This is a genomic window from Pedobacter sp. ASV12 (assembly GCF_016429155.1).
Lineage (GTDB): Bacteria > Bacteroidota > Bacteroidia > Sphingobacteriales > Sphingobacteriaceae > Pedobacter.
The window spans coordinates 1-14,044 of sequence record NZ_JAELUC010000029.1 but is presented as its reverse complement, the minus strand read 5'-3'; the positions used below and the strand labels follow the sequence as shown (position 1 = coordinate 14,044).

The window sequence follows — 14,044 nt, the reverse complement described above, 5'->3', positions numbered from 1 at the left end:
CTCATGGAACACGCACTTTTCAAAAAACTGCAGGTAAAAGCAGGATTTAAGCTCAGTATTATCAATGCTCCGGCTAATGCCGGTGCCATTTTCGATCCTATACCTGCCGCTATCGAAATATCTTTTGCCCCGCAAGCCGATTTTGACGCTATCTTGATCTTTGCACAAACCAAAACCGCCCTGATGGATTCTTTAAAGGCAAATGCAGCTGCGATTGGCGCTAAAACCATCTGCTGGATTTTGTATCCCAAAGCCAAATCAGGCTTGGCTACCGATTTAAACCTGATGCAATCGTGGGATGATTTAAAGGTATTTAACCTGGCCCCCTGCGCTTCGGCCGCTGTTAATGAAACCTGGACGGCCTTAAGGATCAAACCTGCCGATGCCCAAAGGAAATCGGGTGTTGGTAATCAGGAAATTACAGGCAATGCCTTTGGCGAATACATTGACGTAGCCAATAAAAAGGTGAAGCTTCCTGCCGATCTTCAGAATGCACTGGAAAAAAGCACGAAAGCCTTGGCTTTTTATGAGCAGCTCTCCTATTCCAACCAAAAAGAATACGTGCTTTGGATATTAACGGCCAAGCAGGAAAAAACCAGGCTAGAGCGCATAGAAAAAGCCTTGGAAAAACTAGAAATCGGCTTGAAGAATCCCAGTGCCAAAAACTAACTTTGTCTAGTAAAGTATACAATATTTATCTTTTTTTACGCTAAACGCGGTTTGCAAGTCATTTCAAACCAAGCCACCTAACTTATTGAACCCATGCGAGTTGATGTCGTTCTGTAGCTTTTTGGCAGGGTTTTTTCTCTGTAGTGGATGTAACAAACTTGTTGAGTTACTTTTAAGAACACATACAAAAACAGAAAAACATGAACACAAAAATTATCAAATCGACAATGCTAGTTGCAGCGCTTGGCTTATCTACCCAGGCATTTGCACAAACACCAACGGCAGATCGCTTCTCCACCCAAAGTTTCCGTACTTGGTCTGTTGGAGTTCATGGTGGTGTATTGACACCAAGAACACTATTTGATGGAAAATTCCGTGATTTCCAAACTGCAAAAGAAAATATTGGTTATGGTGGTTACATCAAAAAACAAATTTTGCCTTCGTTGGGTATTCAAGCCGAGTTCTTGGCTGGTAAGGTACAGGGCTTAAGAAGCCAACTTGGCGTTGATGCCAATGGCGACCCGACCTACATTGCCAACTCTGGCTTCAAAACGCATATCCAGTGGTCTGGAGCCTTAACAGCGGTTTATAACATTGCCAACATCAACATCAATGATGAAAATGCTGTATTGATCCCTTATGTTAAAGCTGGTGCTGGTTACATGTCGTCGGGTGCAGATTACTACAATGGCGCCGTACAAAACAACCAGAGCTACATGGAAAACTGGTTTATTCCAACCGGAATCGGTTTCAAAGTGGGCGTAGCCAAAGGTATCAACCTTGACTTAGGCTATGATGTAAACTTTGTAAAATCAGGTAAATTCGATGGAAGCAATGGTTTAAGAAACGATAAATTTACTTATGCCCACGCCGGTTTAGAATTTGCATTGGGTAAAAAAGAGAAACCACAATTGCAAAACTACAGCTCTTTGGCTAGCGTACGCATCCAAAGCAAAGAAGAAAGCGATGAGTTGAGAAGAGCTTTGTCTACTGCCGAGCAAAATGCACAAAGAGACAGAGAGCAATATGCGAAAGATATGGGCGATGATGACGGCGATGGCGTAGCCAACAAATTCGATAAATGCCCAGGTACTCCTGCAGGCACTGTTGTTGATGGTTCTGGTTGTCCATTGGCCACTCCAAAACCTCAAATCATTAAAGAAACCAAAGTTGTAGTAACCGAAGCCGACCGTAAAGTAGTTGCCGAGGCGATTAAAAACTTGGAATTTGATTTGGGTAAATCTACCATCCGTCAAAAATCATATGCAAGCTTAAACGATGTTGCCGCTTTGTTAATGAGTAAAGATTTCAGCTTGAAATTAGCTGGTCACACCGACAATACCGGTTCAAGAGCACTAAACTTGCGTTTATCTAAAGACAGAGCAGAAGCTGTTAAAGCTTACTTGGTAGGTCAAGGTGCCAATGCTTCACGTATCGAAGCTACCGGTTATGGTCCTGACCAACCTATTGCCACCAACAAGACTGCAGCTGGCCGTCAAGCCAACCGTCGTGTTGAGTTCACTTTGTACTAAGCACAGATAGTCTGAAATAATAAAATCCCGCTAGGTATTTCTAGCGGGATTTTTTTTGGATTTTCTTTTCTTCCGCTCCAACCCTTCCGATAAACTTGGATGAGGCTACCCTCTTAAGGAAACGAATTAGCTAGCAAGAATTTTGTCAGGTGTTATGGGCAAGCTTCTGATCCTCTTGCCAGTGGCATTGAACACGGCATTGGCTACCGCGGCCGAAAAGCCGATCAAGGCAATTTCGCCCATGCCTTTTGCCCCCATCGGGTTGATGATTGGGTCGGGTTTGTCGATAAAAATCACGTCAATATCTGGCACATCGGCATTGACCGGCACATGGTAATCGGCAAAGTTGTTGTTTACGTAACGCCCGTAACGATTATCTAAAATGGCTTCTTCGGTTAAAGCCATCCCTATACCTCCAACGGCACCGCCCACCATTTGGCTTCGGGCTGTTTTAGGGCTTACGATTTTACCCGAATCGCCAACCGAAACGATCTTGCTCACTTTAACCACACCGGTAGCCTGATGTACTTTGACCTGCACAAAGTGGATAGAGAAAGAATACATCGAGTAGTTCTTGGCCTCAGGGCTTCCCTGCGATTGTTTGGTGACTTCAATCATTGGCAGATTGTTCTTTTTGAGCACATCTACAAAGTTTGAAGTGGCAGCCATGCCTGAATTAGCCGCCAATTCGGCTATCGTTGATTTTAAGGAAACGCATACGTCATTTACCGCGGCACCAACTGTAGAAAGCGTAGCCGAACCGCCTTGGCTGGGTGCAGGTGGCAACGACGAATCGCCCAGCTCGAAAGTAATTTTATCTACCGGAAGGCTCATCAGCCTGCTGGCTATTAAAGTCATGCCGGTTCCGGTACCCGGACCAATATCGCTGGTAGCACTTTGCAGCACCAAGGTTCCATCGGCTTTCAATATGCCCTTTACGCTTGCACGCCCCCTGGAGGCATTAAATACGCCTACGCTAACGCCATAGCCTATTTGCCATGGGCCATCGTTTAGGCTTGCCGGTTTGTTTTTTCGGTTGCCCCAGCCAATTTTGGCTGCGCCTAATTTATAAGCCTCCTTTACATATTTACTCGAAAATGGCCTATTTTGGGCAGGGTCTGTTTCGGGATCGTTTTTTGTCCTGAAATCCAAGGGATCCATGTCCAAGGCATACGCCATTTCATCAATGGCACTTTCTAAGGCGAAAGCGCCCGTAGCTTCGCCCGGACCCCGCATCCAAATCGGAACGCCCATATCGAGTGGCACTACATAATAATTGGTATTTACATTTTCTGAAGCATACATGAACTTGGTCATGTTCACCACGCCTTCGGTAAAGTTCTCATAAGTGGCACCTTGGCCAAAAGCGGTATGGGTGATGCCGGTAATTTTGCCGTCTTTGTTGGCGCCTAAGCCTATTTTCTGGTAAGAAGCGGGTCTGTTGCCTACCATAGTAAACATCTGATCGCGGGTAATCACCAGTTTTACAGGTTTTTTCAGTTGCTTGGAAGCCATCACGGCCGCAATTTCCAAAGGCCAGGTTCTGAGTGCCATGCCAAAACCTCCGCCTACAAATTGGGAGTTGACCTGTACATTTTCTACAGGAATTTTAAAAGTGCCGGCAATGGTATTCTGCGTGGATTTTACGCCCTGCGTCTTGGCATAAACCGTTACGTTGTCGTTAACGCCCCAATCGGCGATAATGCCGTGCAGCTCCATGGGGTTATGGGTTTCTACAGGCAAAGTATAAACCGCCTCTACCTGTACTTCAGCAGTTTTGTAGGCGTTTTCTACGCCCCGTTTATACGGTGCCTGGCCTTGCAGCTTCTTGGCTTTGGTGTCTTTAATACTTCCTTCAAAATCGGTATTGAAAGGCGTTTTTTCATAGCTTACCTTTACCAATGAAGCGGCATAGGTTGCTCTTTCGAAAGTATCGGCAACGACAAGTGCTATAGGCTGACCATTGAAAAAGATCTGATCGGTATAAAAAATCTTCATCGGCGAACCACCCTCTTGCTCATAGGCAGGCACCGAAGGTTTATTCAAATGGGATAAAACCGCTAAAACGCCGGGCGCATTGTTGGCTGCCTTGGCCTCAATGCCTATAATTTTACCCTTGGTGATGGTGCTTGTAACCAAAACGCCATAAACCAGGCCAGGCAATTGATATTCGGCAAAGTACTTGGCTTTTCCAGTTACCTTTTCGATGCCGTCAACGCGATCGTTTTCGTCAATAAAAAATAAATCTTCCATGTTAGGCTTTGGCTAGGGCTAAGGTTAATGCTTCTACAATTGTATTTGGGGCCAAAGTGAGCTTAAAATCGTTTTCTCCAAAGCTCTTCGCACCATCCATGGCTATTTTGGATGCCTGTTCGAAATTGGCTTTGTTGGCAGCTTTGCCTTTGAGAAAGTTTTCTGCTGTTGCCAAGCGCCAAGGTTTGTGCGCTACACCGCCCATGGCCAAGCGGGCTTCATTAATAAGGCCGTTTTTTATCTCTAATGCGGCGGCTACAGAAACCAGTGCAAAGGCATAGGAAGAGCGATCGCGCACTTTGAGGTAGTGGAAATTCTTGTTGAAATTATTGGCAGGGATTTCTACGCGTAGAATTAACTCTCCTTTTTGGAGGTTGTTGTCTTTTTCTGGGGTATTACCTGCGAGTTTGTGAAAATCGGCAAACTTTATTTTTCGCTCTCCTTTTGTACTTGCCAAAACTACTTGCGCATCTAAGGCTACCAAGCCAACGCACATATCGCTGGGGTGTACAGCGATGCAATGCTCTGAAGTGCCAAAGATGGCATGCATTCTATTATAGCCTCCTATGGCACCACAACCGCTTCCAGGTTCGCGCTTATTGCAGGGCATGGTGGTATCATAAAAATAACCACAACGGGTACGTTGCATCATATTGCCGCCAACCGTAGCTACATTGCGCAATTGCGCGGAAGCACCTGCCTGTAGAGCCATACTTAGCAAAGGGAATTTTTCCTTTACAATGGGCGCTTCGGCCAAGGCTGTATTGCTGGTTAAGGCGCCTATTTGTAATAAATTATTAGTGAAACTGATTTGTTTGAGGGGCAAATGATTAATATCGATGAGCTTTTCGGGCGCCGTTACGCCCCTTTTCATCAAATCGACCAAGTTGGTGCCACCAGCAATAAAAACAGCTTTCGAATCCTTATTGATCAGGCTCAGAGCCGTTTTAACTACCGAAGTTCGAAGGTATTGGAAGTTGATCATACTTTAACTCCTTTCTCTTTTACTTCTTGTATGGCATCTACAATATTCGGATAAGCGCCACAGCGGCAGATGTTGCCGCTCATGTACTCTCTGATCTCATCTTTAGAATTGGCGTGGCCTTCACGTACACAGGCTACTGCGCTCATGATTTGTCCGGGCGTACAATAGCCGCATTGAAAGCCATCGTGCTTAATAAAAGCAGCCTGCATGGGATGCAGCTCATCACCATTAGCCAAGCCTTCGATGGTGGTTACGGTTTTGCCTTCGTTCATTACTGCCAAACTGAGGCACGAATTTATCCTTTGCCCATCCACGTGTACGGTGCAGGCACCACATTGGCCATGGTCGCAACCTTTTTTGGTGCCAGTGAGGTGCAATTGTTCTCTCAACAGGTCTAATAAAGTAACCCTGGGTTCGACCTTGAGGTTATAAGCTTTATTGTTCACTTTTAAGTTTAAAGGTATTTTTTCAAAAAGCTCGGCAAAATGTTCGTCAACTTTATGGTCGGCGGCCTTAAGAATGGTGATTGGCGTTAAGGACAGGGCCGCGGCTAAAGAAGTTTTCTTCAAGAAATCGCGTCGGCTATCGCCGGTTTGGCTCTCAGCTGCTTTTGACATAAGGGAATAGCGTTTAAGGATAATTACCTAATATCGGAATAAGAACTTTGGTTTAAAATGGACAGCACTTATTTAGAAGCAATCTAAAGGTTTAACAGGACTAAAACCGCGACTTACTTCGTTTTTAAGGTGCTTTCTGTAATGCGTTTAAGTTGGCTATCGTACAAATGCAGGGTAATTACATTTGACTCAATGACCTGATCACCCAAATTGATCCGAATCTTATACTTGATTTTATTTTTGCCCTTTGTTAATGCTTCATTATCCAAATACAGGGTTAATTGCCTGTTAGGTGCCAGTTTACTCTCAAAATAGCTATTTCCGCAAGTGGATGTTCCGTTTTTTCTAAAAGGCACCCATTTTTTGTTGATGAAAAAATATTCCCTAACCTTATCAATGGTAGCGTCTATCCTGGCGATATTGAGTGGATCGGAAGTGTTGTTTTGCAGGTAGACCTGAGCATACTTATTACCATTGGGCATGACAATTTGGAATTTTTCAGGAAAATAAAGGCTAAGTTTTCTCGTATCAGATTTCGTAGCAACCGTATCTTCGGATTTTATCCACAGATTCAGTTCATTAAGAATTCCAGCTTCGCTTTTAAGTCTTGCATAATATTCATCGCTGGATATTTGCTGTTCATCTCGCTGCTTGCTTAATGCGATTTCTATTTGGTGCCAATTGGTTTGGCCCAGCAAGCTATGGGAATAGCATAGCAACAATAAGAAAAGTAGTTTTTTCAGATGCATTTTTGAGTTTAATAAAATGATGACTTAAAACCGCAAATTCCATAAAATCCAATCCAAAGCTATTTCAAAAACAAAAACCACAGCTACAGTAAAACTGTTGGCTGTGGTCAAAATTATAATTTGGGAAAAACTATTCTTGATTAGGCGTAGGCAATCGCATCTTTCGAGGGCAGTTTGCTGTACCCCATCAGGTATTCGTCGACCTTTCGGGCGGTTTCACGACCTTCAGAAATGGCCCAAACCACTAAAGATTGGCCTCTACGCATATCGCCTGCAGCAAAAACCTTCGGAATATTGGTTTGGTATTGCCCTTCTACGGCTTTTACATTGCCCCTGGAATCGAGTTCTACACCCAGTTTTTCGAGTAAGCCCTGTTTTTGGGGATGTAAAAAGCCCATGGCCAATAAAACCAGTTCGCATGGATATTCTTTTTCGGTACCCGCAATTTCCTTAAAGCTTACTGGTCGGCCCAGCGCATCGATCTCCCACTCTACTTCCACCACGCTCAATGCTTTGAGCCTGCCTTGCTCGTCGGCAATGAACTTTTTGGTGTTTACCGCCCAATTCCTGCTGGCCCCCTCCTCATGCGAAGAAGTAACCTTTAACAGCATCGGATATTGTGGCCAAGGCATGTGTTCGGTTCTGCTTTGCGGTGGCATAGGCATGATCTCGAATTGGGTTACCGATTTGGCACCATGACGGTTAGAAGTACCGATACAATCTGAACCTGTATCGCCACCACCAATTACAATTACGTTTTTTCCAGTTGCCATTAGTGGCTTTTCGTTCACTTCACGACCACCAACGCGCTTGTTTTGCTGTTTGAGAAAATCCATGGCGAAATGAATGCCCTCTAATTCCCTGCCGGGCAAATTCAAATCGCGCGGAATGGTAGAGCCACCAGCCAATACAAGGGCCTGGTAATCTCTCAATAACGTACTCAGTTCTACGTTTTCGCCTACATTGGCGTTGCATTTAAAGCTAATGCCTTCTTCTTCCATCAACTTGATCCTTCTTTCTACTACATCTTTTTGCAACTTGAAATCAGGGATACCATAGCGAAGCAAGCCACCAGGTACATCATCGCGCTCAAAAACCACTACTTCGTGTCCAACCTTATTGAGCTGCGCAGCAGCGGCTAAGCCGGCCGGACCTGAACCGATAACAGCTACGCGTTTTCCGGTCCTGATTAATGGGGCATTGGCTTTGATGTAGCCTTTCTCGAAAGCAATTTCAATAATATGCTTTTCAATTTCCTCGATAGCTACCGGTGGTTTATTGATGCCCAATACGCAAGCGCTTTCGCAAGGTGCCGGACAAATCCTGCCTGTAAATTCAGGGAAGTTGTTGGTGCTGAGCAAAATCTCAGTCGCATTCAGCCAATCGCCACGGTAAACGGCATCGTTAAACTCTGGTATCACATTGCCCAAGGGACAACCCGATTGGCAAAAAGGCACTCCACAATCCATGCAACGCGCGGCCTGCTTGTTCAACTGTTCGGGTGGCAAAGCATGCAAAAACTCATCGTAATGTTTGATACGTGCCTCCGGTTCCTGTCTTGAAGGCGAAACTCTTTCGAATTCAAGAAATCCTGTCACTTTTCCCATGGTTAGTTGATTTTAACTTGTTGACGTTGTAATAAAACTGCTTTGTACTCTTTAGGAAATACCTTGACAAAATGTGCCGACTGCGCTTCCCAATCGCTTAATATAAATTCTGCAACTCTACTGTTAGTTAATCGGATATGATTTTTAAGTAAAGTGATGATTCTTTCTTCATCCTCCGCTTGCAATGGATCTAAGTCGACCATTTCGGGATTGCATTTCTTGGCGAAAGTTCCGGCGGTATCGTAAATCCAGGCAATGCCCCCGCTCATACCTGCGGCAAAATTGCTGCCGGTATCTCCAATAACCAACACCTCGCCACCGGTCATGTACTCGCAACCATGATCACCTACACCCTCTACCACTGCCGTAGCGCCCGAGTTGCGAACCGCAAAACGCTCGCCCGCTTTCCCACGCACATACAGTTCGCCCGAAGTTGCGCCATATAAGGCAACGTTTCCGATAATGATGTTCTGCTCCGGCACATAGTTGATGTTGCCAAATGGATAGATGACCAATTTGGCACCCGATAAACCCTTGCCTACGTAGTCGTTACCCTCGCCTTCTAAAAATAAGGTTAAGCCCTTAGTGGCGAATGCACCGAAGCTTTGTCCGGCAGAACCTACACATTTAAAGTTGATGGTATCAGGAGCCAGCCCAGCGCTTTGATGCACTTTCGAAATCTCGTTCGAAAGCATGGTACCAATAGCCCTATCGGTATTTTTAACCTCAAAATTGGCAAATACAGGTTCGTTGTTCAAGATGGCAGGCTGAGCCTTTTCGATCAGTTGATGATCCAATACATGGTCTAAGCCATGGTCTTGGAGCTCGGTTTGGTACAAAGGTTCGCCGTGATTTGGCTCTTGATACAGGATTGGCGCCAGGTTTACATATTTCAGCTTCCAATCGGCGTTGTCAATTGGCCTCATGCGTAAGGCATCAGACTGACCAATCATTTCGTTTACCGTTCTAAAACCCAATTCGGCCATGATTTCGCGCAGTTCTTCGGCCAGAAAATAGAATAAATTGACTACATGGTCTGGATCGCCGGTAAATAATTTCCTCAAATCCGGATCTTGTGTGGCCACGCCTACCGGACAAGTATTCAAGTGGCATTTGCGCATCATGATACAGCCCGATGTAACCAAGGCCGCGGTAGCTACACCCCATTCTTCAGCGCCCAATAAAGCGGCTATGGCGATATCGCGACCGGTCTTCAACTGGCCATCGGTTTGTAATACGACCCTGCTTCTCAAGCGGTTTTTAACCAAGGTTTGGTGGGCTTCGGCCAAGCCAAGCTCCCAAGGCAAACCCGCGTGCTGGATAGAGGTTAGAGGCGATGCGCCGGTGCCGCCATCGTAGCCAGACACCAAAATTACATCGGCATGTGCTTTGGCCACACCGGCGGCAATGGTGCCTACACCCGCTTTTGAAACCAATTTAACATTGATCCTCGCTGCGCGGTTGGCATTTTTCAGGTCGAAAATCAGCTGGGCCAAATCTTCAATCGAATAAATATCGTGATGTGGCGGTGGCGAAATCAAACCTACCCCAGGTGTAGCGTGACGAACTTTTGCAATCCAGTCGTCTACTTTATGCCCAGGCAATTGGCCGCCTTCGCCAGGTTTGGCACCTTGCGCCATTTTAATCTGCAACTCGTCGGCATTGGTTAAGTAATAACTGGTTACGCCGAAACGTGCGGAAGCAATCTGTTTGATGGCCGATCGCATCGAATCGCCGTTTTCTAGCCGTTGGTAACGAATTTCGTCCTCGCCACCTTCGCCGGTATTGCTCTTGCCGCCAATCCGGTTCATGGCAATGGCCAAAGTTGAGTGTGCCTCGTGGGAAATCGATCCGAACGACATCGCTCCTGTGGCAAAACGCTTTAAAATCGATTCTACTGGTTCTACTTCATCCAACGGGACAGACGAGCGGTTGTAATTGAATTCCAGCAAACCACGGATGGTATAAGCCTGTGCCGTTTGGTCGTTAATGAGTTTGGAGTATTTCTTAAAGGTTTCGTAGTCTTTTCTACGGGTCGAGTTCTGTAACAAGTGGATCGTTTCAGGATTGAACAAGTGTTTTTCGCCCCTTCTTCTCCATTTGTAGGTACCGCCTGCCGAAAGCAAATTTGCGGCCTGGGTTTGCGGCCCAAAGCTGCGGCGGTGTTTGATTAATGTCTCGTAAGCAATTTCATCCAGACCTAAACCGCCAATACGCGATACAGCACCTGTAAAATGCGTGTTCACGACTTGCTCGTTGATGCCCAATATTTCGAAAATCTGTGCACCGTGATACGACTGCAAGGTTGATATTCCCATTTTAGAGAAAATCTTCAATAGGCCATTATTTACGGCATAGATATAATTCGAAATCAGTTTTTCTGGCTTCAGGCCGCTTTCTTGATCAAAATGGCTGATGGTTTCCAACGCCAGATACGGATTTACCGCCGTTGCGCCAAAACCAATCAGGGTAGCAAAATGATGAACTTCCCAAACGTCGCCAGCCTCTACCACAATGCCTACGGCACCACGGTAGCCTTTTCTGATGAGATGATGGTGCACTGCCGAAACTGCCAATAACGATGGAATAGCCGCATGCTCCGAATCAATGGCACGATCGGAAAGCACGATTACCTGGAAGCCATCTTCTACGGCATCAACTGCATAACGGCACAAGCGATCTAAGGCTTTGGCCATAGACCCTGGCTTGTCGTTAGCCCTGAAATAGGTTTGGAGGGTTTTGGATTGGAACAATCCGGTATCGATACTCCTGAGTTTTTCGAGTTCCAAGTTGGTCAAAATCGGGTGCTTGATGCCTACACAATGGCACTGCATCTGGTTTTCTTCCAATAAATTGCCATTGTTGCCCATAAACCCGGCCAAGCTCATCACTACTTTTTCGCGGATCGGATCTATTGGCGGATTGGTTACTTGAGCAAACAACTGCTTGAAATATGAAGAAAGATGCTGAGGCTGTTTTGATAAGATGGCCAAAGGCGTATCGGTACCCATCGAGCCAATTGCCTCTTTGCCTTCAATAGCCATAGGTTTGAGCAGCAGATCGATGTCTTCGCGGGTATAGCCAAAAACCTGTTGATACTTGAAAATCGAATCCTGCGATAGATTGGTAAACATGAGTCTTGGCTCTGGCAATTCCTCTAATTTGATTTGGTATTGGTTAATCCAATCGGCATAAGGTCTGCGGCCACATACCTGTTTCTTGATTTCTTCGTCGCTGATGATGCGGCCTTGCTGCATATCCACCACGAACATCTTGCCCGGCGTTAAACGTCCCTTTTCGATGATGGTACTTTGATCGATGGCTAAAGCTCCAGACTCAGAAGCCATAATGACACGGTCGTCGTTGGTTAAGGCATAGCGCGATGGACGTAGGCCGTTACGGTCTAAAGTAGCGCCAATCAGGTTGCCATCGGTAAAGGCAATAGCTGCCGGACCATCCCAGGGCTCCATCAATGAAGCATGGAACTGGTAGAAAGCCTTTTTAATCGGATCCATGTCTTCGTTGCCATCCCAAGCTTCCGGAATGAGCATCATCAACACGTGTGGCAACGAACGGCCTGCGTGCAACAAAAGTTCCACCACATTGTCTAAACAGCCCGAATCCGACTGGGTTTCGTCGATAACCGGCAAAATCATGTTCAGTTCTTCTGGTGTAAAATATGGCGAGGTAAACGATTTTACGCTCGACCTGAACCAGTTCAGATTGCCTTGCAAGGTATTGATTTCGCCGTTGTGGGCAATGAACCTGAAGGGCTGGGCCAAGCGCCACGATGGGAAAGTATTGGTGGCAAAGCGCGAATGCACCAGGCCAAAAGCCGATACCATGCGCTTATCGCTCAACTCGGTAAAATACGTGCGAACCTGTAAGGAGGTAAGCTGACCTTTATAGATAATGGTACGCGATGAGAAAGAGGCGATATAGAAATCCTGCTTGCTGCCCGCTACGGTACTGTAAATGGTTTTGGTTAAATAGGTTTTGAGCACAAACAGCTTGCGTTCGAAATCGGCACCCTCTGCAATTTGGTATGGCCGCGCTACAAACACCTGTTCAATTTCGGGTTCGACCGAAAGGGCCATGTTGCCGATATCGGTGGTGTCTACCTGTACTTTTCTAAAGCCGAGCACTTCGAGGCCCAGTTTTTCGGCGGTGCGGTAAATGATTTCTCTGCATTCTTCGCGGGCCCTGATTTCTTTGGGCAAAAAGAGCATCCCTACGCCGTAATCGCCATAGGCCGGCAGGCTGAAGCCGGTTTTTAAACATTCGTCGAAAAGGAATTCGTGCGGAACTTGAATCATGATTCCGGCACCGTCGCCCGTATTGGGTTCGGCGCCGCAAGCACCCCTGTGGTCTAGGTTTTCAAGAATGGTAATCGCATCCGAAATAATCTGATGAGATTTACGCCCTTTCACGTGGGCAACGAAGCCTATGCCGCAGGCATCGTGCTCAAAGCTTTCACGATACAATCCTTGTGGTTCATTCAAGTTTTTCATCTGGTTTTAGTTAGTGTATACGAAACACTAAGATAGCAAAAACCATCATCAAATTAATTTATCAGCAATATTTTTAGGAATTACATATATATTATTCAATTTATTGTGTTTTAATTATCAAATTGATTAACGAAATCGTTTTCATTTATCAAATTTGCAATAACATATTTAATATTTATGCATAATAAAATTGCAATACGTAGCTATACAACATTTTGGCAGCGACTTCAAAAAATCGTTAAATTCAAATTACTACTAATCAATCAGATACCTGTTTTCTTAAAAATAAACGCATTTCCTTTTTGAAAAACGACTGTATTTACTACCTTTGTGCCGGGCAAGTCTTTTACGATCAGCTCCCTTTGAACTCCCCCAGGTTGGGAACAAAGCAAGGGTAGAAGGTTGTAGCGGTGCGATAAAAGTTGCTTGCCCTTTTTTTTACCCCTAACCCCCTGAAGGGGCGACACAAATCAGGGTTCTTCTCATCATAAATTTTTCCTATTCAGGATTCAGGTACTATGAAATTTTTTATCGATACCGCCAATTTAGACCAGATTAAAGAAGCACAGGATTTAGGCATTTTAGACGGTGTAACCACCAACCCTAGCTTAATGGCCAAGGAAGGCATTTCTGGCGATGACAACGTCATTGCGCACTATAAAACCATTTGCGACATTGTTGACGACAATGTAAGCGCCGAAGTTATTGCAACCGATTTTGAAGGCATTGTAAAGGAAGGCGAAGCTTTAGCTGCCCTGAACCCAAAAATCGTAGTGAAGGTACCGATGATCAAAGACGGTATCAAAGCCATTAAATATTTTTCGGGCAAAGGTATCAGAACCAACTGTACCTTGATTTTCTCTCCAGGCCAGGCCTTATTGGCGGCTAAAGCCGGTGCAACGTATGTTTCTCCATTCTTGGGCCGTTTAGATGATATTTCTACCGATGGCTGTCTCTTATACACATCTGACGCTGCCGACGAACCACGACATGGGGTGGTGGGGGGGGGGGGGGGGGGGGGGGGGGGGGGGGGGGGGGGGGGGGGGGGGGGGGGGGGGGGGGGGGGGGGGGGGGGGGGGGGGGGGGGGGGGGGGGGGGGGGGGGGGGGGGGGGGGGGGGGG

General features: G+C 45.9%; 9 protein-coding genes and 1 other RNA gene. 4 read left to right on the top strand and 6 right to left on the bottom strand.

Features of this window, described 5'->3' with window-relative positions; all coding sequences use genetic code 11:
• The first annotated feature begins 3 nt into the window (after positions 1-3).
• Positions 4-669, top strand: coding sequence for a YdeI/OmpD-associated family protein (locus tag JHD69_RS09215; RefSeq protein WP_199139575.1), 666 nt, complete (start codon positions 4-6; stop codon positions 667-669).
• Between the two features lie 200 nt (positions 670-869).
• Positions 870-2,201, top strand: coding sequence for an OmpA family protein (locus tag JHD69_RS09210; protein ID WP_199139573.1), 1,332 nt, complete (start codon positions 870-872; stop codon positions 2,199-2,201).
• Between the two features lie 126 nt (positions 2,202-2,327).
• On the opposite strand, the gene JHD69_RS09205 is transcribed toward JHD69_RS09210, so the two are convergent.
• The 6 genes from JHD69_RS09205 to gltB all read right to left on the bottom strand — a co-directional run bounded on the left by JHD69_RS09205 (position 2,328) and on the right by gltB (position 12,923).
• Complete coding sequence (locus JHD69_RS09205) at positions 2,328-4,454, bottom strand: xanthine dehydrogenase family protein molybdopterin-binding subunit (protein WP_199139571.1); 2,127 nt, start codon at positions 4,452-4,454, stop codon at positions 2,328-2,330.
• A 1-nt stretch (position 4,455) separates the two neighbouring features.
• On the bottom strand, positions 4,456-5,439 hold the full coding sequence (locus tag JHD69_RS09200) for an FAD binding domain-containing protein (protein ID WP_199139569.1): 984 nt from the start codon (positions 5,437-5,439) through the stop codon (positions 4,456-4,458).
• A complete protein-coding gene (locus tag JHD69_RS09195; RefSeq protein WP_199139567.1) occupies positions 5,436-6,056 on the bottom strand; it encodes a (2Fe-2S)-binding protein in 621 nt (206 codons plus the stop codon). Before JHD69_RS09195 ends, JHD69_RS09200 begins: the two co-directional genes overlap by 4 nt.
• A gap of 113 nt (positions 6,057-6,169) precedes the next feature.
• Positions 6,170-6,805, bottom strand: a complete 636-nt coding sequence (locus JHD69_RS09190; RefSeq protein WP_199139565.1) for a hypothetical protein — start codon at positions 6,803-6,805, stop codon at positions 6,170-6,172.
• A 140-nt stretch (positions 6,806-6,945) separates the two neighbouring features.
• Entirely contained in the window at positions 6,946-8,412 is a 1,467-nt protein-coding gene (locus JHD69_RS09185) for a glutamate synthase subunit beta (protein WP_199139563.1), read from the bottom strand.
• A gap of 2 nt (positions 8,413-8,414) precedes the next feature.
• Positions 8,415-12,923 (bottom strand): glutamate synthase large subunit, encoded by a 4,509-nt coding sequence (gene gltB, locus JHD69_RS09180; protein ID WP_199139561.1) that lies wholly within the window; start codon positions 12,921-12,923, stop codon positions 8,415-8,417.
• Positions 12,924-13,258: 335 nt separating this feature from the next.
• On the opposite strand from gltB, the gene ffs reads away from it, so the two are divergent.
• An RNA gene (ffs, locus tag JHD69_RS09175) (signal recognition particle sRNA small type) lies at positions 13,259-13,358 on the top strand.
• Positions 13,359-13,441: 83 nt separating this feature from the next.
• On the top strand, positions 13,442-14,044 hold a 603-nt coding region (locus JHD69_RS09170), incomplete at its 3' end, for a transaldolase family protein (protein ID WP_233165808.1).

Coding starts and splice junctions, on each gene's coding strand:
- JHD69_RS09190 (WP_199139565.1), bottom strand. CDS start 6,805: ATGCATCTGAAAAAACTACTTTTCTTATTGTTGCTATGCTATTCCCAT.
- JHD69_RS09200 (WP_199139569.1), bottom strand. CDS start 5,439: ATGATCAACTTCCAATACCTTCGAACTTCGGTAGTTAAAACGGCTCTG.
- gltB (WP_199139561.1), bottom strand. CDS start 12,923: ATGAAAAACTTGAATGAACCACAAGGATTGTATCGTGAAAGCTTTGAG.
- JHD69_RS09205 (WP_199139571.1), bottom strand. CDS start 4,454: ATGGAAGATTTATTTTTTATTGACGAAAACGATCGCGTTGACGGCATC.
- JHD69_RS09210 (WP_199139573.1), top strand. CDS start 870: ATGAACACAAAAATTATCAAATCGACAATGCTAGTTGCAGCGCTTGGC.
- JHD69_RS09215 (WP_199139575.1), top strand. CDS start 4: ATGGAACACGCACTTTTCAAAAAACTGCAGGTAAAAGCAGGATTTAAG.
- JHD69_RS09195 (WP_199139567.1), bottom strand. CDS start 6,056: ATGTCAAAAGCAGCTGAGAGCCAAACCGGCGATAGCCGACGCGATTTC.
- JHD69_RS09185 (WP_199139563.1), bottom strand. CDS start 8,412: ATGGGAAAAGTGACAGGATTTCTTGAATTCGAAAGAGTTTCGCCTTCA.